The following is a 21,129-nucleotide window of genomic DNA, read 5'->3' as shown; positions in this document are numbered from 1 at the left end:
GGATTGCTTGTCAATACGTTGAATATCGAATCCGATTACACCGACCCCAGGGTGGATTACACACCCGGTACGGATCTGACCAGCAGCTACCGCCTGCAATACGCCGAAATCCCGATAACCATTAAACTGAAAAGCACCATGCGCTATTTCCGCAGCTATTACGGTCAATTTGGTTTCACCGGGGGCGTGAAACTCAATGCAAAGGAAAAACGGCCGGACAGCTCCACGCGGACATCGATGGGCGACGATGCCGATTTTTTCAGGCTGGCCCTGCAGATCGGCGGCGGTGTGGAATGGCAGCTCGACCACAACATGGTGATGGTAACCGGATTGAGCTTCAACAATGGCTTTACACGGGCCATCAAGGCGGGTGAACCCCGCAATTCGTACGTGGCATTTAATTTCGGCATCTTTTTCTGACCCATAACCGACAACTGCAAAGAACCCATGATCATCGCGCTAGCTCAACTTAACTACCACATCGGCAACTTTGACCGGAACACCGCAGCCATCACCGACGCCATCGATACCGCAAAGGCCAAGGGTGCCGACCTGATCGTATTCGCTGAACTGGCCATCGGCGGCTACCCCGCCAAGGATTTATTGCGTTCACCGGCATTTCTATCAAATTGCGAGTCGGCGGCCGCCAAAATTGCCAGCCATTGCAAAGATATCGCCTGCATCATCGGTTCGCCTGTCCGCAACACGAGTGGAAAGGGTAAACCGCTGCACAATGCAGCGTTGTTCATCCAAGGGGGGCGTGTGCAGCAAGTGGTCTGCAAAGGCCTGCTTCCTGACTATGATGTATTCGATGAATACCGCTATTTCCAGCCAGCCGAAGCCTTTGGCTGCGTAAACTATGGTGGCAAGAAAATCGCGCTGACCATCTGCGAGGATCTGTGGAACATTGCTTCACCTCAATTGTACCGCCGGAACCCCATGGATACGCTGGCGGAGGAACATCCTGACTTCATTATCAATATCGCTGCGTCGCCGTTTTCGTACAACCACCTCAACGCGCGGTTGGAGGTATTGCGGGCTCATGCCAAAGACAACGCAATGCCCTTGTTATACCTCAACCAGGTAGGCGCTCACGCGGACATCATTTTCGATGGCAGGTCTATCGTCCTCTCGCCCACGGGAGAACTGGTTGATATGATGGCCTCTTTCGCCGAAGCGATCAACTACTATGAAATAGGCGACAACGGCGTCAACCCACTACAGCCGGCAGATGCCGTCCACCATCCGCTGGATACACCGTTGATCCATCAGGCGCTCTTGCTCGGCATCCGTGACTATTTCGGAAAATCGGGCTTCCATAAAGCCGTCGTCGGACTGTCGGGGGGCATCGATTCGGCGGTGGTAGCAGCGCTGGCATGCGAAGCCCTGGGCCCCGAAAATGTCATGGCCGTACTGATGCCTTCGGTGTATTCGAGCGACCATTCCATTACCGATGCATTGGCTTTGGTGCACAACACGGGTTGCCAGCACGAAATCATCCCCATACAACCCATGGCTGAAGCCTTTGCGGACGGCTTGGGCACAGCATTCGAGGGATTGGCGGCGGATGTAACCGAAGAAAATATCCAGGCCCGTATCCGGGGCACGCTGTTGATGGCCTTTTCCAATAAATTGGGGCATATCCTGCTGAATACGTCGAATAAAAGCGAAGCTGCCGTGGGGTACGGCACCTTGTACGGCGATATGGCCGGTGCGCTGGGCGTCATTGGCGATGTTTATAAAACGCAGGTCTACCATTTGGCGGGCTACCTTAACCGCCATGGGGAAGTTATCCCCCAGCACACGATTACCAAGCCCCCTTCTGCCGAATTAAGGCCGGGCCAGAAAGATAGCGACTCCCTTCCCGACTATGAGCTATTGGACGCCGTGCTCTTCCAATACATCGAGAACGAAAAGAGTGCATCACAGATCGTTGCCCTCGGATTCGAAGAAGCGTTGGTACACCGGGTGCTGCGTTTGGTCAACAGAGCCGAATTTAAGCGTTTCCAAGCGCCGCCCGTATTGCGGGTGAGCAGCAAAGCGTTCGGCGCGGGACGGACCATGCCGCTGGTAGCGATGTATCCATTGTGACCCTAGCGGCTGCACCCCTATCCAATTAAACCATCGGGGCCGGGCGTTGTCTAACCTTTATAAACAAATTTTCAGGAGACTGTAGCCATGAAAAAATTCATTCTATATTTCGTCCCCCTGATGGTGTTGGCATCCTGTTCGGCCTATCAATACCATACCACAAAAATACAAAGCACCGACTTTTCACGCTACCAGACCTACGGCTGGCTGCCACCGGTGGATTCGTTGTCTAAATCGTATTTCGACAATGATATTGCCAACGCCAATATCTTGGAGACAGCCAACCGGGAGTTGGAAGCGCGTGGGTTGACATATAGTAAGGACGACCCCGATTTACTATTCCGCTACATCGCGATTGTCAATAACAAAAGCCGACCGCTTTACGGCGGGTACCCGTACGGCGCGTGGGGCATGTGGGGATACCATCCGTGGATGTGGGGGCCCCGTTGGGGGTATTACGGCTACGGCTGGAACCGGTCCATTGGAGAAGAACGCTACCGTGCTGGCCACATCATTATCGAAGCACGCGACCGGCAGTCCAACACCGTTATCTGGCAAGCTCGCGGCAGCGGACAGGTACGTTCGCCTGAAGAAGCGATCAATAAATTACCTGAAATCGTTACGGGTGTAATGGATCAATTTCCGTTAGGCAAAGGCAGGGAAAAGTAGTGGATGGGGTAGAAAAACCGTACATCTAACATCAGATCGACGGCCTTAGTGTCAGGTAAAACGGCACTTCCTCATGTTGTTTCGAATCCTCCAAAATAAGGCGGGCAGCCGTCTCCCCCATTTGCTTGAAATCGGTGGAAATGGTGGTAATCCCGTCGAGGATGAATTTTTTCAGGGGCGTCTCATTATAGGAAATGATTCCCACGTCCTTGCCTATTTTCAGCTTGAGCGAAATCACACGATCGAGCAATTTCACCAAATCGTCTTCCATCAAGTTTATATATATCTCGCCTGATGATATGGGTTCTTCCGATATATCACTCACCAACAGGTGGTTAAAGGCATATTGCTGGCAGAAACGGTAGAACCCCTTGATGATGCCCTTTGGAAAATAACTTTTGTCGGGAAAAATCAACTTTAACGTATGGTACTTGCTCAATTGTTCTTTGGCCTGTTCCAACGCTTCGTAGATATCTTTTTCGAAATTTTCATATACGGCCGCATATTCACCACCAACCCCCGGCACCAACTTATCAACGAGCACCAGTTTATCCTTGGGAATGCTGTTGATTATTTCTCCGGCCTTATCCCGTGCCTCGATAAAGTGTGGAATAATAACGTAATGGGTATAGTTCTGCTTCAGGTTCTCGAGCAGTTTACGGAAGAGTGACAGATCGTTATTATATACATAGAAATCGACAGAAGCGTCGGCGCCGATGGCATCCACAAAAGCATCGTATACGATTTTCTTGTGTGCACTCAGCTTATTAAAAAACAAGACGATTTGCAATTTCCGCTTGAAATTTGCGTCCGCTATGTAATAGCCCTTCCCTGGTACCGATCCCAGCACGCCGAGTTGTTTGAGGTGCTTGTACCCTTTCTCAGCGGTATCGCGCGATATTTCCAATACGTAACTCAGCTCATTGATGGAAGGGAGCATATCACCCTTTTTTATCTTCCCGTTTTCAATGGCGTTGATGACCGCATTTGCCAACTGCTGGTACTTGGGTGTGGCGGAGTACTCGTTGATATATATATGTTCGAACACAGATACGGGTTTCATGCTTGCATTTTTTTTATACCCGGCGCTAAAAGTAAGCGGATAAATCGATATAACGGCGATATTATCGTCATTTTTATATTACAGCAACTACAAGGCTGGCTACGGTAACGCGTTACGGCAAATAAAACACCTCGGTAAGGGGAATGCTCACCGGCGAATTATCGGCGTTGGTTTCCATCAAATCGGCCATATAAGCCCACCAACGCTGCACAATGGGATGGCTACCCATATCCTGCGATGACTGGTCTCCCTCCTGCCCCTGCACGGCAAAAAGCGTGTGGGTCTCTTCATCCAAAAAAATGGAATAGTCACAAACACCGTTTTCCTTCAACAACGCGGCTAATTCCGGCCAGATGGCGTCATGGCGTCTTTTGTATTCCGCCTGGCAACCCGCCATCAGTTTCATTTTAAAAGCTATCCGTTGCATCGTATAAGTTCATCGTTAATTTAACCGATGTTGCCGTTGGCCAGCAGGCCCACAGGTCATAACCGTTACCGGCTACGTATGATATTGACCTCTCTGGGTGCAGCAATCTCTGATACGACCTTGCCGTTTTTGTCTTTCCGGTGGCTAACGCGTATCACCCCATAAGGCGTGGGGTAGGTCCCTTCGGCATACTCCAGGTCGCCTAGGTGCGGATCGACCAGAATCGTCTTACTTCCCGGGGCTACCACTTTTATGCCCAAAACATGCTCCGTGAGCCACGAGGTAGGGCCCGATGCCCATCCATGGCACAAACTATGGCGAAATCCTACGTAACAATAGGCACCGTAGTCGCCATGGATATCTTTTTTACCGGCAGGCAGGAGCTCATCTATCCGGGCAGCATTCGGCAACCATTCCATATTGAAATCTTCCCAGAAGGTGGTTGCACCCAAATCGAGCATGGCTCCCCAGTAGTTGCGGATCACATCCAATGCACCCCCATAATTGCCCGCTTTGGCCATGGCCTGCAGCATATAGTAGCCATAAAACGTAGAGAAATTCTTCGCACCGCCTACCGCCAACACTTCGTCATTGGCTTCCTCGGGGTCTACCATACCCGTCAGTGCCATGAGCGCCGCCGCTTGCTTCGAGTGGCCCATTGGCGGGGTATATTTTTTCAACCGTTTCACGGCTTCATCGGCTATGCGACGCGTTTCCTTATCGCCCATGATTTCGCTTAATTTGGCGGCTGTCGATAATGACCAGATGCTCATCGCCTGCAGGCCGGCATGTACAGCGGCTTCATCTTCGCTGGATGGCCAATCGAGGAACCGGTTGCCGTCCATCTGTTCTTTCCCATCGGCGCCGATCTTAGAAACGATCTGTTTGACCAAACCAGCGAGATAAGGTTGCTGTTCCTTGAGATAGGCCAAGTCGCCGTGATGCAGATACCAGTCGTGATGGAGGATAATCCACCACATGGAGTAGGTGCTGATACCGCTCATCCAGCCCGGCAGGGGCGTCACATCCCGAGCTAAATCCAAGCTTTTGGGCACCACTTCATTATAGCCAAACACCGTATTTACCGTCGCCACTTCGGGATGTAGGTCACCCACCCACACGAGGCGGTCACGCTTGATGCCATCCCAAAGGTAGTCCTGCATATTGAGATGGACGGTATACGCACCGGTCTTCCAGATTTCGTTCAGCCGTTCATCGCTGCTGTTGAATGAGCCCAGGTAAGGAATATCGCGATAGGTGAAAATTGCCCTAACTTCTTTCAGGTGCAGTTCGGCATCGGGGTCGAGCAAATCGATGCGAACAAAGCGGAAACCACTTTCGCCCACCTGGATTTTCCCCAACCAAGGCACTTGGATGTTCATATCACGAATGGCGTGGTCATTTGTAGCGCCCTTTTCGCCGATTTCGGCCATCGCCTCATTTGCCGACTCACCAAAACGGACACGGATGTTGCGCGGGACGTTACCCGGCGACCACATGCCGGTAACGATTTCCAGCCCACCATGCAGTTCTTTGCCGAAATCGAGCAATATGCTCGATGATTCATTCCCCTCGTTCTTGAGCACACAGATGCTGGCATTGGTAAGATCGGCCTGCCCATTGCCGGGCTTAAGCAGTTGCTCGGTATTGGATACGGTGCCCGTGTGCCAGAGAACCTTTACAGGCGACACAAAAGTCCGTACGATCTCCGTTTCGCCTTCTGCGAAACAGGGAACTATAAATTGCCATAAAAAAAATACAGTTGAAAAGATGTACAGTCGCTTCATTAGACGTTAGCTTACAATTAAATTAACCAACGCAAGATAAGTAGGATTCAAGTAATCCCCATCCTGTGCTTACCCGATGGCAGCGATGTTGTTGGGCTGGTGGAAATCCGTCAGCGCATGTCGACCGTGATTCGATAGCTGCCGCCCGTGAGCGGTGGCAAGGCCGACAAACCATCCGTACCCTTAACGCGTACGGACTCACCATTGATGGTCATTGCGGGGCGCTTCTTACCTGCATAAGGAAGCTCCACTTGGGCCGTGGTGTTTCCGGGCACGGTCAGCTCGAGTGTATAGGTGTCGTTATCCTGTCGACATGAAAGCCGCACGCTTCCCCTGATGGTTGGCACAACCGCGGTAGCCCACGCCAGCGAACCGATTTGCGGCCGTACGCGGAAGACCCGCCAACCCGGCTCCAACGGCTCCACCCCCATGAGTTTGCGCGGAATGGTGTTGGCGGGAACCGCACCCCATGCATGGTTCCAATCTTGGTTGGGTTTGTACTTATTATCCCATGCTTCCATGGTAATGGTACTTCCAGCCCGGATCATGTTATACCAACTGCGGTCATCCTGCGAAGTAAGTAACGACAAACCATAGTTAGCATCCCCCGCCTCATAAATAGCATCCATCAGGAACTGGCTCCCGTACACGCTGCACGCCAGCCCGCGTGAGCGGATGAATGCCGCCACACGATCGGCCTTGCCATCGGGGACCAGCCCAAATGCCAATGCCATCATATTGGTATGCAAAGAAGCATGGTCGGTATCCGGCCCATCGCGATAGGCACCCGAGCGGTTATCCCATAACAAGGATTGGAAGGCGCGGTACGTTTCCGCGGCCTTCTCAGAAAACGCCTCAGCATCGGCTCCCCGCCCCAGGGCTTCCGCTAGCTTGGCCATGTCGTGCAAGGCTTTGTAATGGAACGCATTCACCACCGCATTATAATCGGTGAAGACAAATCCATCCGTCTCCCCATTGCCGACCATGCCGAAACCGCCGGTGTGTGGCCAGTCCACGATATCGCGTAAAGATTCACCCCGGTAATGGACCGCCTCCATCAACTGCGGCGTTTGTTTGCCCTTACGGGTGCTGATAAAGCCATTGGCCTCGCGTAGCGGCAACAACAACTTGGCCTTCAAATCGTCGTAATGCTGTCGGACCGAGCGCAGATCGCCGGTGTACAGATAGTCATTATAGGCCATCAGCACCGATTGCAGAATCCATTCCGTAGGCCACGTTGCGTGGTGGAGCAGATATTCATGCGACCGGCGCGCCATCGTGTATTCCTTATCCACACTGTAATGGCCGAGTTGATTAATATAAGCATCTGCCTCATACGGGATGCGCTCGCGGTCGCCATCTACGTAGATACCAGCAAACGAGGTTGCTTTGATGCTGTATTTACAAAGTTCCCATACGGCATTCAACACCGAATCGGAACTCTCAAAGTGGGAGGCAAAATCGTCGAATGGATAATGGACGGTAGCGCGGACGATATCGCCGGTTTCCATTTTGCCGGCATACCCTTCCAGTGCGACGTAGCGGAACGGCATCACTTCCCCGATATATGCGGGCATTTTGACTGCTTGCCGGCCCGTATTTCGCTTATCGGGCACAAATTGCAGCCGATACGTATGCCGTCCACGCTGCAAGGCAAGCCGGTATTCGGCGTAGCGGATGGTCCCACCCGGTCTGCGGTTGATGGTGCCATCGGCGTTTACCGCCTCACCGAGCCTTACCGTGACGGTGTCCGCATCCACAGATGTCAGCGTAAGCCGCAGTTGACCAAAGGACGCCTTTCCAAAGTCGGCCTGTATTTCGTTTGGAAGCACCGAAAGCCGTTGGGGCCACTCATCGGTTTTCTGCAACGGGTAGAAAGCGGTACGGTATTCGTGCAGGGTGTCTGCCGTGCGGAAATGCCCCACGGGCGACCATCCCGTAGGTACACCGTCTTCGTCCCAGAGCATCACCTGCCAAGCATAGTCGGTATGGGGTTCCAGCGGGTTGCCGGCATAACTGATAGCGGTAGATGCGTCAGATATGACCTTCCCCGAGTCCCAAACGTTGCCAATACCCTTTGCAAGACTATCCTTATCGGTGGCCATGATAATCCGGTAAGCGGACTGCATGGTACCTCCGCCGGTATCGGCCAATTCCCATCCGAATGCCGGCTGTTTGTTGGCAATCAGCGGCTGATTCCCGTCATTTACGTGGTAACCAACCACGGGATACCCGTTCACCACCTGTAGCATCGGGTATTGCAAAAGGTCTACCTTGAGGTTAACCGCCCGGGGGGATTCCTGTGCATAGACTGTAATCACAGCGGACGATGCCCACAAACACCATACGAAAAAGGAAACCAATCGAAATCCGCGCATCAGTAATTCAGTTTAAATTCATGCCTTCCGGCACCGACGTTTTGCAGCAACACGCGATTTCCGCTTCGTACTGCCCCATCCGTTGGCACACCGTCCCGCAACAAGGTAAATTTATCGACTTCAGCCGGTATGGGCAAATAGATGTCGCCCCGCATATTCGCCGGCAAGGATACCACCAGCATAAAACCATCGCGTTGCTGCTCGAACGCAGCCTCTATCGAACCGCGTATGGTGGGCAATTTTGCTTTGGCCCATGTTAACCCCGCCGGTTGCGGCATGATGGTTACCCGCCTAAAGCCCGGTTCCGCAGGTTCGATCCCGATTACTTTCCGCGGCAAAATATGGGCTGGAGAGGCGCTCCAGGCATGGCTCCAACCGTTGTTATTCTTGTACTTTGTGTCCCACGCCTCGGTGGTCATCGTTGCACCTACGCGCAACATATTATACCAGCTCCGATCGCTTGTCGATGTCAAAAGCGACATGGCGTACCTTCCCTCGCCGGCATTGAATAGGCCTTCCAGCAGATAATTGGCGCTGTACACACCGCAGGCCATGCCTTTTGTCTTGATGTATGCCAACACCCGCGGTTTCGCCTCCTCGGGGACAAGCCCAAAGACGAGGGGATATAAATTGGCGTGAAGTGACGCATGGTCAGTGCCGATGCCATCCATGTATACCCCTGCCCGGGCATCGAAGAAATACCGTTGGAATAGCTTAAAAAACCGCGTAGATGTTTTCCTCAATCCGTCGGCTTCACGGTCTTTGCCTATGGCCCGCGCCATCTTTTCCATCAGCTTCAACGTATGGTAGTGGAAGGCATTCACCACCGTGTTATAATCGGTGAACACGTAGCCATCGGTTTCGCCCCCTTCGGGAATAGCGGGAGACCGTTGCGGCCAATCCACGATGTCGCGCAACGTCTCGCCATTGAAAAAGATGGCTTTTTTGAATTCATCGGTAACCAGGCCGGTCGTTGTCGATACCAAACCATTGGGCATGGTCAAGGCTGTCATCAATTTCGGCTTGAGGACTTCATAATTTTGACGGATGACACTGGTGTCTCCCGTATGCAGGAAATCCATCCATACCATCATAATCGAGTGCGATATCCATTCCGTTGGCCAAGTGGCATGGTAAATCATATTCTCCAAGCTATACCGCGCGGGGGCGAATTGACGATCAACAGCATAGTGGCCAAGCTGGTGTATATATGCATCGGCCTCGTACATCATCCGTTCACGCTGGCTGGCGGCGTAATCGCCATTAAACGTATTGGCAATGATCGAATAACGGCACAGGTCATAAATGTTGTTCAGCAACGTATCGCTGCTCACAAAATAAGATGCATATTCGTCGAAGGGCACGTGCAGACTCAACTGCTCGGCCGATACGACGGAAAGGTCCAGCCCGGCACCCGAAAGTTCAACGAACCGGAACGGGATCACCTCCATCATATGTTCGGGCATGGTCTGGCTATGCGGATAATGTGGTTTGAACCGGGGGATATCCAAATAATAAGTGTGTGTTCCGGCACGGATGGACAAGGGGTATTCATTGTAAATCACACCGCCACCCGGCTCGGCATCAATGGAGTCACCGACATTTTTTTCGCCGATACGAACCTGCAAGGTGGTATCCGTACGTTCGCCCGGTGCAACCTTCCAATCCAATGTAAGTGCTACGTTGGCAAATCCGGCCCGTTCGAAAGCGATAAACCACTCGCCATCGGGTTTGCGGTCTACCCGGATGGGATACGCGGGATGGTACTGGATGGGGGGGCGGTCCTCAAATGTCCACATCTTTTCAGTCCCCCCCGTATCCAACTGTACCCACCGGCTTTCCCAGGGCCATTGCTTTTCGCGCACCGCATCGCCGATATGGAATTGTTGGACTTCGCTATAGGCGGAAGCTTTTCCTCCTTTATTCCATATCCGCACCTTCCAGTAGTAGGTATGATAAGAGGACAAGTCGGCACCTGCATAGGCAATATGAAGGCTGTTTCCGGCCTTGATTTTCCCACTGTCCCACAGATCGGCCTGCCCCTTCTCCAATTCGGCCGGAGATGAAGCGACCAACACCTGATAAGCCGTCTGGACGTCGTCAGGCTGCTGGGTGGGCACAATCCAACTAAACGTCGGCACCAAGGTGGTGATAACGGACTCTTCGGGCTTCGTTAGTAAGTTCGTCATCAAACCCGTGGGCGCTACAATGGTATCCGCCATAGCCACCTGAACAGTGACCATCATAATCACTAACCAACTCAATTTATGCAATCTATACCCATTCATCACCAATTCTCCCATTTCAATTTAGCACTGTCTTTCCCTCATTAATTACCTGTTCTTCCAACCGTCGTTTTGTTCCAACGGCACATCTTTGTTGGTGTCTATGACCGTATTGGGGATGGGCCACAGGTTATAATCAAACGTCAACGTAGCTTGCGCTTCCGGCCAAAAAGCATACGTACGGATACGGTCAACCGCGACCGTGCCGCCCATACGCAACAAGGTGTTCCAGCGACTTTCTTCGTAAACCAGTTCCCTTGCGCGTTCGTCCAAAATCAGGTTAAACTGATCATCAACATCGGCCGCGGTAACCATATAGCCACACTGTGCACGCGCACGCAACAGGTTGATATCCGCAGCCGCTCCCGCTTTGTCCCCCAGGCGTTGTTTCGCCTCCGCCCGCAACAGGATGGTTTCCGACAGGCGGATGAAATAGTCGTCGCGGAACAGGTTGCTCCTGTTTTCCCCTTCGTCCAAACCGGTGTACTGGTCGGTAGCGATTTTGCAGGAAACGGGATAGCAAAGGCTCTGGTTGGCCTTATTAGTATTCGCGTCATCGCTCCCATTATACATCACATCCCACGGCACAGGTTGGCCGAAATAGGGAGATGAAGGAACATTTCCGAGAAACTCCCGGCGGAAGACGATATCGGAATTCCTCATGTCGTCGCCCCATTTGTCGGCATAGATGGCATCGCGTGTATACATGGTGGGAATCATCTGCGCAATGCCCCGCCCGCCCACGTCTTCCAGCGTACCCGTCAGGTGATCTTTCGCACCATCGCGGAATACCGGTCCGTAAGTACGGGAATAAGGTAGTTTAGACTTGCCATCTTCCGCCCGATAGGCGGCATAGTCGATCTGGATCGCCCAAATGCACTCGGAATTCCCATCCTGATAGTTGACATTATCTTCTTGGAACAGGTCCCAGTATACGTTACCCTGTTCCTCATGCTGCCGCGAGCCGAACCGCGACGTCATCAATGAAAATGTGCCCCCGTTGATCACATTATCCGCGCTGGCTACTGCCTGGGTAAACGCGGCCTGTGCAGCGCCCCCATCCCCATCGGCCGCAAGCTGGATTCCCTGGGCAAGGTACGCCCGTGACAACATGTGCTGGGCCGCACCACGCACGAGGCGTCCGCCCTCACCGGTGGTGGGCGGTAGATCGTTTTCAATGGCCGTCAACTCGTCGATGACAAATTGATAGGTTTCCACCCGCGTGGTGCGCGAAAAATCATATTTTGGTTTCGTGGTAATGTCCGTCACAATGGGTACGCCACCGAACAGTTCGCCCAGGTTCAGGAAAGCAAAGGCCCGGAAAAACCGTGCCTGGGCCAGTGCATAGGCCTTTTCTTCGGCACTCGACCACGTAATCTGTTCCAAATCGGCCGAATAGATCGCCAGGTTTGATTTGGCAATGATCTGGTACCAGGTGCTATAGATGTTATAAAACGTGGTATTGTCGGGATTGATGTTCCCATAGTTATTGAACGAGTTCCCCCGCCGGATGCTCGGCACATCGTACATGTCTGTACCATTGCCACGCAGCACGAAAATCCATCCCTCTTCACCCGGGTTCGCCCATAGGTCGCGTAGCTGCGAATAAACAGCCACCAGAGCCTGGTCGATCTGCGCCGAGGTACTGAACGCATTGTCAACGGTATAGAACGTGGGGGGGGTCTCCGTTAAGAAATCCTTGTCCGATTCGCAACCCACCGTACCTAATAACAAGCCAAATACTACGCCGAAGCTATATTGATAGATCCTTTTCATTTCTTTCATCTGATAATGGTTAAAAACTCAAGTTTACGCCGAGCGAATAGGTGGAAAGCACGGGCATCACATTGTCCCTGATACGCGCCCCCGTTTCCGGGTCACCGCCAAACCAATTGGTAAAGGTACCCAGGTTTTTCGCCGTGGCAAACACTTTCAATGATCCGATATGTGCTGCCGACATCCACGGCTGATCAAACGTATAAGACAGCGTCACATCCTGGACACGCACGAAGCCCCGGCTTTGCAAACCAAGGAAGCGCCCATCCCCAGCAAACGTAGCCGATGGATAAACGTTGCTTGGGTTTTCTGGTGTCCAATAAGGAATGGAATGCAGGTTATCGTTAAACCTCCCCGTACCGCTGCTCATGTAGGACGATGGATTGGAACGCAGGTACCTGTTATTGCCACCGAACGTACCCGTAACCATTACATAAAAGCCAAAATTCTTATACGAAAGATTACTACTGAAATTCAAACGGAAGTTTTCCATTTCATCGCCCAGGATTTTCCGGTCGGCCGCGGTAATCCCCGGCTCGCCGTCCAAATCGCGATACTTGGGGGCACCTGGCGCTGCGCCGGTCAGTTCGATGTATTCAGTATCACCCTCCTGCACGATACCGATTTGCTCATAGCCATAGATCGCACTTATCGACTCCCCGATAAACAAGCCGTTCGCGATATCGTCGTCTTCTACCCCATCCCCATCAAGATCTTCACCATACAGGGAAACCAGTTTATTGTTGTTTTTCCAGAACGTAACGGTTGTGCTCCACGTTAAATCGGGCTTTTGTATATTGATCGAACGCACCGTTGCTTCAATACCGGTATTGTTCACCTGGCCCATGGAGGTCAGCATGGTTTTGAAGCCAGTCATCACGGGAATCGTACGAACAAAGATCTGATCGGTGGTTTTGGCGAAATATAAATCGACATCCGCAAACAGGCGATTATCTAACCAAGCCGATTCGAACCCGGCATTCCAGGACGACGTCTTTTCCCAGCCGAGCGAGGCGTTGCCAAGTGAGCCTTGATACAGCCCATAGTAAATTTTGCCCGGCTCATCGGAAAACTCATATCTGGCGCCGCCGCTGGCCGCATTGGCCACGGCAGACAACGTACCATAGGGATTCAATCCCTGATTCCCATTTTGGCCCCACGATACTTTCAGTTTCAGATCATCCAGCACGTTTACGGTCTCCATAAATGACTCATTGGTAATCCGCCACGACAAACCGGCGCCAAAAAAATCACCCCATTTTCTGTTTGCGCCGAAAACCGATGCGCCGTCCCGGCGATACGACCCCGTGACGTAATATTTATCAGCGAATGCATAGTTGATGCGGCCGAGATACCCAATATTGGAACGCTCGTAATTACGGGTGTTCATATCATTAAGGTTTGTCCCATCGTAATCGAAGCGCTGCACGGTGGCTTTATGCAATCCTTGGAGGCCAAGTATGGTATTTCCATTGGCGGCAAAGTCCCTTCCGGTAATCAAATAGCGCTCGTAGCTCAACTGGTCGCGGGTGGCGACTAACGTCACATCCAATGCGTGGCGATCGAATGTCCGGTTGAAATTAAGAATGTTATCCCATACGTAGCTGTTGCCTTTTCGCTTTTCAATCGTACCGTTGGCATTGGTCAGCAACCCTTGAATCGTCGCCGGTGCGTATCGATCTGGCGACTCGCCTTCCTGCACATAGTAATCTTCGTAATAAAAATTACCATAATGCGTTTCGTCCTGATTGAGCAGGTAATTAACCCGGTAGCTCAACCCCTCCACCCATGGCAACTTCACTACGGCATACGTGTTCAATCGGTAGTTATACAAAAAATCTTCATTATCGCGGGTATTGTCATCCACTCCCCACAACGGGTTTATGGACGATTGGGTATACGGGTATTTCTCCAGGTTGCCCTGGTCGTCGCGGTACATCACACCATAGGGCGACATCGTCTGTGCGGCGCCCACATTCGCTCGTACCCCCGAATAATCCCGCTTGGAAAAACCTGCATCGATGCCGACTTCCAACCACTTGGTGATGTCCATGTTGATCTTTCCAAGCAATGAAATACGATTGAACTGATCGCCGACGATGACACTTTTGTTATCATCGAATGATGTTGATACGTAATAGTTGATATTGTCGGTAGCACCGGAGACTGCGGCTTGGTAATTTTGCATCACGCCGGTACGGGTCACTTCGTCCAGCCATACCGTTTCATGACCGGCTTCCATATTAGCCAACTCACCGGTTTTCAACCAGTTGGTTGATCCGGGGGTATACTGGTTCCGTGCATTGACCATTTCCAGCCACTCCGCAGCCCGTAGCATTTCCGGCTGGTTCTGCCATTTCTGGAAACCCGTAGAAGCATTAAAAGTAATCACTGGCTTACCGGTACGACCTTTCTTGGTGGTTACGGCAATGACACCGTTGGCCGACTTCGAGCCGTAAACCGCCGCTGAGGTGGCATCTTTCAACACGTCGATCGTCGCAATGTCATTCGGGTTTATATTGCTCAGGCTACCCATGAAAATAACGCCATCCAGAACGATGAGTGGCGAATTATCACCACTGATGGAATTTTCCCCACGGATTTGCATCGATGGCTGTCCACCCGCCGAGTTGGTTGCACCGATATTCAATCCGCTGATGCTCCCTTTAAGCGCTTCGAGCACATTGAGGTTAGGCGCTAAGGCAACGGGTGAATTTTCGAGGTTCAATGACCCCACGGACCCCGTAAAATCCTTCCGTTTCGTAGTGCCATAACCCACCACGACTACTTCATCCAAATCGGATGACGCTGGTTCTAAAACGATATTCACCGTGCGCTGGCTGCCCACTGTCACTTCTTCCGATCGGTAGCCGACTGCGGTGAAGGCCAACACCTCCCCCGCCGACACAGGTATTTGGAATTGGCCGTTGGCATCGGTCGCGGTGCCGCGGGATGTACCCCGTACTTTCACGGAGACACCCTCCAGGGTGCTTCCTGTCGCATCGTGCACCACACCGGTCACGGGTGTCTGCGCCCTTACCCAAGCCACACTTGCAAAGAGTGCAGCCAATAGCATCAGCGTTTTCATCATGGCCGAACAACGCGATGAATGACGAACCGGCTTTTTGCAACCGGTTGATTTAACTACTGTATACATATCACTTTCGGTTATATAGTTATTTATTGGTTATACTTATTGTTGGTTTGTTCAGTACGAAATCGCCATAAAACAATCTCTTAAGTCTCAGTTAGCCATAGCGCGTCCTCCTTTATATCCCGTTTATCTATTTTTTTAAATGTCAATACAACAATATTACAAATATACACACCCATCGGCCTTGCGCGCCATGCGAAATTACGATCTGTACCGCTCTTTAAGCATCGCCATCATCCAGCAATTGATTTCCCATTGGCTGGCAATGGGATTTGTTGTGAACGGTGAATAATGCATATAGGGGTATGGGCCGAATTCCGGCGTAATGGTGGCGCGATCCGTCCCTATTTCCGCGAGGTGTGCTATCCATCGATCCCACCATGCCAGGTGATGGGCCAAAGCAGTCTCGTTTTCCGGCGCCCGTGGATCGGTAACCTGTGGCCCTTCGGGAAAGCCCACCCGGGCGTGCAGATGCTTCCCGTGCCTGATGGCGAGCCCAATGGCATCGTCTTGATCTTCGAGGTAGCTCTCCGAAACACAGACCCAATGCGAAAAATCGAGGGCAAGTTCCAAAGATGGAAATTCCACGAGGTAATCTTTGACAATATGCGCGGCGAATGACCATTTATTGCGGTGTGTTTCCTGGATTATTTTTACCGCAGACTCCCGGCTGATCCGATCACATATAGCGAAGCACTCAGCCATCTGCGCAGGCGTATAATATTCCCGTCCGGTTTGCGAAACGATAAACTGGGGTTTGACATGCGAATTCTGGTATTCCAAGAGGGCGTACAGATTACGCTCCAAGGCAGCCTTATACCGATTGAAGTCCTTTCCCTCCTGCAATTCGGCATGAAGGAGGATATAAGACAGACCCGCATCGCCAAGTGCATCGATCATGTCCGTATTGTTGGCTTTATCACCTAACGGGAAAACCTCCACGCCCACGAAACCGGCCTGCGACACATCCGCCGCAAACTGCCGCCATCCGATATGTTCGGAACCCCAACGTGGACCATAAAAATCGATCTGCATCACCTTTTATATATCAGCGGATTTTGTGCGTCGTTAGCCAGTAAATCACCCTCTTTGAGCGTTTTGAGATATTCGTCGGGCAGTATATTGGGTATGCCGTTGTACCGGTTGCCATCCGGCATGTATGCACAGGTCATGGCCCGCCGGAATCCAGGGGTCATGTTGGCGTGCGCGCCATGTATGGTTAATCCATTGTGGAACGAACAGCTACCCGCCTTCATCACGGCAGCGTGCGAGCCGGTCTGTTTGAACTCGGGGTAAACCTCAAAGATACCCCCCATATTCTTGCCAATCCCGGCATTCTCGAACGTGGTCGTCTTATGCGAGCCCGGAATAAAAAACAAACATCCGTTTTCCAATGTCGCATCATCCAATGCCACCCAGATGGAAAGGGCCCGCCGGTCGGAAAACGACCAGAACGGCGTATCGAGGTGCCAAGACGTCGGGTTGGCCCATGGCCGCTTAATCAACGCTTGGTCATGCCAGATACGGATACCATCCACCCCTGCCAAATCAGCCGCCATTTTGCCGATACGTTCATCGACCATGAGCTGTTCCATTTCTTTATTGGTTTGCCACAAGTTCAGTAACTGGTCAAACACATTATTGAAATAAGCTGCATCTTCATTGATACCGTCGTCGTCGCCAATACGGACCGCTTTGCCCGGCATTTTCACGCCATTGCGCTCGCGCACAGCTTCGGTAACCACACGTCTCCAATGCTCCAATTCATCGGCATTGAGAAAATCCTCGACGATGACATAACCATTTTCACGGTAATCGCTAATCTGCTCTTCACTTAAGTCTGTACGCATAACTCGTTTTCAATTGGTGAACTTACAAAGCAAATATCGGCTTCTGAACGGCCGGCGACATGACTTATTCCGATCTTTCTTTGCACTTTTTGATATTTCTTCTATCGATGGATGAGAACCGCCATCAGTTGCAAATACCTGTCACTTTGGGTATGTTTGATAAATGATAGGGGAAAAATCACATGGAAAATTACCACAAGTACCTACATATAAAGGATATAGATAGAGATTTAGGATTTTACATCAATACGGTCGGTTATACAAAAATCGAAAAACACACCCGTTATCCCGAGGTGGGCCATCCGGCAGACCATGTATTTTCCTGGAACAAAGGACGTATCCTGGATGGATACTACGTGGTTTTCATCACGGGCGGACGGGGTTTGTTCGAATCGGCCAAAACACCACCCCAGGTCGTCGAATCGGGCTCCTGTTTCCTGCTGTTCCCCGGTATCTGGCATCGGTACCGGCCCGACCCCGAATTCGGATGGGAGGAATATTGGGTGGGTTTTAACGGTGAATATCCCCGACAGGTGATGGACCGCTTGTTTCGCCCCGATGCCCCCTTTATCAAAACAGGGTTAAGCAAAGATCTCATCACCGCGTTTACACAGCTATTGCGTACCGTTTCACAGGTAGAAGTGGGGTATCAGCAAGTGATGGCAGGTATTACATTGCAGATCCTCGGATTGATCAACCGGATCAATCTAACCGAGAAGACAGATAATGACCCCGTATCCGTATGGGTTTCCAAAGCCATCCTGAAGCTTCAGAATGAACTCGCGAGCCCCATCCGCATCGAAGACCTCGTTGCAGAATTTCCGATGAGCTACTCCACATTCAGGAAATCTTTCAAACGCATTACGGGTGAATCGCCCAATCAATACCACCTTAATCTCCGGCTCAACAAAGCGGAAGAGTTGTTAAAGACGACCCATTTAACCATTACGGAAATCGGTTACCACACCGGCTTCGATTCGCCGTTTTATTTTTCGCGCTTGTTTAAAAAGAAGTTTGGTGTTTCGCCGAAATCCCTTCGGGCATCACATGCACGTGGCCAACGGAAAAATGATTTAGGTCAACAGACTGGCTAGGATAATATCCTTTATCGAAACGGCTTCCAACTCCGCGTCATACCGTTTCTCTTTACTGATCAGCAACGGGTAGTAGTCCTCCGGGATATCCACCGCCCCATGCGAGCCTTTTACCAATGTAGCATCCAGCGGGATCACATCCATCACATACCGGAAGCCCAGCTTTTTGCGGAGCAGTTTATAGCCGGCGCGTAGTTTAGACGACATAAACATTTCCACGGGATCATAGCCGGGCTTCTTATGGATATCTACCACACGGGCATAATCGGGAGCTACCTTATCATCCAACCAGAAGTAGTAGGTAAACCAGCTGTCGGCTTCGGCGACGGCCACGATATCGCCGGCCCGTTCGTGGTCGATGTGGTATTGCTTTTTCCCTTCATCGTCAAGCAAACGGGCTATCCCATCCTCCCGTGCCAGCAACTCCATCACCTGTTGCTTCACCTTATCGTTCGCGGTGTAGATATGGGCCACTTGGTGATCGGCCACCGCGAACGCTTTCGAAGCGCCGGCATCGAGCAGCTCTAACCCCCTTTCTATGCGGACGGCGAGTAAGCCGGCTTTGCGAAGCATGCGGTTGATATGTATGGGCCTCGAAACAGGTACAATACCATATTCGGAAAGCAATAGGACACTGGCTCCCTTGTCTTCGTAAAAACCGACCAACCTTTCCACTAATGCATCGATTTCACGCAACTCTTTTCCGATTTCCCTGGTATCGGGGCCAAACTTCTGTTGGCAATAATCGAGGTGAGGCAGGTATATGAGGTTAAGCGTAGGGTTATACTTATCGTCCACGTACATCGCCGCGTTCGCAATCCAATCAGACGATGCGATATTGGCGGCAGGCCCCCAAAAATTGAATAACGGGAACTGCCCAAAGCGGTGTTGCAGCTCGTCGCGCAATGTCGCCGGGTGCGAATAACAGTCGGGCACCTTCCGCCCGTCTGCCAGGTAATTGGGCCGGGGGGTTAGGGAATAGTCGGCACCGCAATACATATTATACCACCAAAACAGCTGGGCACAGGTAAATGTGGGGTCCATGCGTTTTGCCACCTCCCAAACGCTTTCGCCCTGCACCAGTTTGTTGGATTGTTTCCAGAACTTTATCTCACTGTCCGTACGGTCATACCACCCGTTCCCCACAATGCCGTGCTGTGAAGGCCATAAACCGGTGAGATAGGTCGTTTGCATCGCCGTGGTCACCGCCGGAAGGTGGGGCTTTATCCGGCTCACATGGGCCTTCTTTATATATTCCGTCAAAAAAGGCGTATGTTCGCCGATCACGGCCGATGACAACCCCACGATATCAATGACAACAGTTTTGTTCATAGCCACGTTATTCACCTAATTGATTGACCACCCAATGCAGTTCGCGCGATATGGATTCGGCAATGGGGAGCTGCAACCGTTTGGGAAGCACCCCCCAGGTATACGTCTCCACTTCCAAGTGCCCCGAAAGTGGCCGATCCTGGTGAATAGCCAGTACCTCGATGATATCCGACTGCGTGGATTGCAACGTCCCCAAGTCTTCCAGGAAAATCGGGATATGGAAATGCGAACGCCATTCGGTGGACTGTTCATCCAACACCGCCGCTTGGGCATCGGGCAAATCCTTGAAACGACGGACTTGACCATCGGCTCGCTTAGCGATAACCTGATGCAGGTAGGTAGGCTCATTGAAAGCCATGAACGCCTCGCCGATCACCTGCCTGGCTGTCGTGTCCGGAGGTAGTGACGCCTTTAATGCCGCGCTGATCTGGAATTTACCTACCTGTATACCGTGTTGTGCCAGTGCGTCGACGACGTGCCGGTGGTTTTCGTAGCCCAAGGCAAAATGGCACACATCATAGCATAGCCGGACATGGCGTTTAATCGCTTCCTCCGCTTCCGTAGCTGTTATCCCCAACACACTGACCAGCAGCTCCCTCCCCAGAGGAACCAACTCGCCGGTGTACCAGCCGATAAACTCCTCACCCGTTTCCAAAACACCATCCGGCTCGGGTTCGATATCCAGGTGCAAAACTTTCTGCTGTTCGCGGTGCAACTGCGTAAGGTATAACGCCACTTCCGCAATCTGCTGGGTGGCACGTTCGCGCATGGCTTGCCACTTGCTTTCAGCATCATTATACCCATGCCGGTACGCCAATGGGGATGTGGAGACACCTCCATCCATACCTTCGGGCAGCAATCGGGCTAAGATATCGAACAGGCGTTTGGTGTAGGCCAACCTTTCCGGCTTCGTCCAGTCGGGCGCATGCACGTGTGCTTTCACGACATCTTCGTGGAAATCGCCGAATGGAAATCCGTTCATCGTGAACACATACCCGCCTTCATCGGCTAGCCAGTTTTGTAATTCTTTGAGCGTGCCCCCATCAAGCAACGCCTTACTTGCCAAATCGGATAGGCGCAATCCCAACCCCATGGGGTGGTGTGGCGAAACATGCTGCTTGATTTGTGGAAAGTGCTTTCGAAGCAGTGTGAAATGGTCTTCCCATTTTTCGCCGCCATGGATATTCGTGCAATAAGTAAGATGTCCGTAACCGGTAACCATA

At 51.8% G+C, this 21,129-nt stretch carries 14 protein-coding genes and 1 pseudogene; 4 read left to right on the top strand and 11 right to left on the bottom strand.

Annotated elements, in window-relative coordinates:
• From ACO1NT_RS14145 to ACO1NT_RS14135, 3 genes and pseudogenes are all read left to right on the top strand, one after another.
• Positions 1-420: pseudogene (locus tag ACO1NT_RS14145) on the top strand (porin family protein); the annotation flags it as partial.
• A 27-nt stretch (positions 421-447) separates the two neighbouring features.
• Complete coding sequence (locus tag ACO1NT_RS14140; protein WP_449049357.1) at positions 448-2,091, top strand: NAD+ synthase; 1,644 nt, start codon at positions 448-450, stop codon at positions 2,089-2,091.
• Positions 2,092-2,178: 87 nt separating this feature from the next.
• The gene (locus ACO1NT_RS14135) at positions 2,179-2,760 is read left to right on the top strand and encodes a DUF4136 domain-containing protein (protein WP_449049356.1); all 582 of its coding nucleotides are present in this window, start codon (positions 2,179-2,181) and stop codon (positions 2,758-2,760) included.
• Between the two features lie 31 nt (positions 2,761-2,791).
• Here ACO1NT_RS14135 and ACO1NT_RS14130 read toward each other — a convergent pair whose 3' ends face one another.
• The 9 genes from ACO1NT_RS14130 to ACO1NT_RS14090 all read right to left on the bottom strand — a co-directional run bounded on the left by ACO1NT_RS14130 (position 2,792) and on the right by ACO1NT_RS14090 (position 17,480).
• On the bottom strand, positions 2,792-3,823 hold the full coding sequence (locus ACO1NT_RS14130; RefSeq protein ID WP_449049354.1) for a GntR family transcriptional regulator: 1,032 nt from the start codon (positions 3,821-3,823) through the stop codon (positions 2,792-2,794).
• 112 nt (positions 3,824-3,935) lie between these two features.
• Positions 3,936-4,250 (bottom strand): L-rhamnose mutarotase, encoded by a 315-nt coding sequence (gene rhaM, locus ACO1NT_RS14125; RefSeq protein WP_449049353.1) that lies wholly within the window; start codon positions 4,248-4,250, stop codon positions 3,936-3,938.
• Positions 4,251-4,315: 65 nt separating this feature from the next.
• Positions 4,316-6,037 (bottom strand): alpha-L-rhamnosidase-related protein, encoded by a 1,722-nt coding sequence (locus ACO1NT_RS14120; protein ID WP_449049351.1) that lies wholly within the window; start codon positions 6,035-6,037, stop codon positions 4,316-4,318.
• A 110-nt stretch (positions 6,038-6,147) separates the two neighbouring features.
• Positions 6,148-8,415, bottom strand: coding sequence for an alpha-L-rhamnosidase-related protein (locus ACO1NT_RS14115; protein ID WP_449049349.1), 2,268 nt, complete (start codon positions 8,413-8,415; stop codon positions 6,148-6,150).
• Entirely contained in the window at positions 8,415-10,661 is a 2,247-nt protein-coding gene (locus ACO1NT_RS14110; protein WP_449049347.1) for an alpha-L-rhamnosidase-related protein, read from the bottom strand. The genes ACO1NT_RS14115 and ACO1NT_RS14110 overlap by 1 nt, the downstream gene beginning before the upstream one ends.
• A gap of 87 nt (positions 10,662-10,748) precedes the next feature.
• The gene (locus ACO1NT_RS14105; RefSeq protein WP_449049345.1) at positions 10,749-12,476 is read right to left on the bottom strand and encodes a RagB/SusD family nutrient uptake outer membrane protein; all 1,728 of its coding nucleotides are present in this window, start codon (positions 12,474-12,476) and stop codon (positions 10,749-10,751) included.
• A 19-nt stretch (positions 12,477-12,495) separates the two neighbouring features.
• The gene (locus ACO1NT_RS14100) at positions 12,496-15,567 is read right to left on the bottom strand and encodes a SusC/RagA family TonB-linked outer membrane protein (RefSeq protein ID WP_449049343.1); all 3,072 of its coding nucleotides are present in this window, start codon (positions 15,565-15,567) and stop codon (positions 12,496-12,498) included.
• Between the two features lie 264 nt (positions 15,568-15,831).
• Entirely contained in the window at positions 15,832-16,665 is an 834-nt protein-coding gene (locus ACO1NT_RS14095; RefSeq protein ID WP_449049341.1) for a sugar phosphate isomerase/epimerase, read from the bottom strand.
• The gene (locus tag ACO1NT_RS14090) at positions 16,665-17,480 is read right to left on the bottom strand and encodes a phytanoyl-CoA dioxygenase family protein (protein ID WP_449049340.1); all 816 of its coding nucleotides are present in this window, start codon (positions 17,478-17,480) and stop codon (positions 16,665-16,667) included. Before ACO1NT_RS14090 ends, ACO1NT_RS14095 begins: the two co-directional genes overlap by 1 nt.
• A gap of 182 nt (positions 17,481-17,662) precedes the next feature.
• Between ACO1NT_RS14090 and ACO1NT_RS14085 the strand changes: the two genes are divergently transcribed.
• Complete coding sequence (locus tag ACO1NT_RS14085; RefSeq protein WP_449049338.1) at positions 17,663-18,574, top strand: AraC family transcriptional regulator; 912 nt, start codon at positions 17,663-17,665, stop codon at positions 18,572-18,574.
• Here the strand turns inward: ACO1NT_RS14085 and ACO1NT_RS14080 are convergent.
• Positions 18,554-19,906 (bottom strand): alkaline phosphatase family protein, encoded by a 1,353-nt coding sequence (locus ACO1NT_RS14080; protein WP_449049336.1) that lies wholly within the window; start codon positions 19,904-19,906, stop codon positions 18,554-18,556. The genes ACO1NT_RS14085 and ACO1NT_RS14080 overlap by 21 nt on opposite strands.
• A 7-nt stretch (positions 19,907-19,913) precedes the next feature.
• On the bottom strand, positions 19,914-21,128 hold the full coding sequence (gene eboE / locus ACO1NT_RS14075; RefSeq protein WP_449049334.1) for a metabolite traffic protein EboE: 1,215 nt from the start codon (positions 21,126-21,128) through the stop codon (positions 19,914-19,916).
• Between the last annotated feature and the right edge of the window lies 1 nt (position 21,129).

Source organism: Parapedobacter sp., assembly GCF_053550995.1.
The sequence above is the reverse complement of the archived record's forward strand: the minus strand, read 5'-3'. Positions and strand labels throughout refer to the sequence as shown.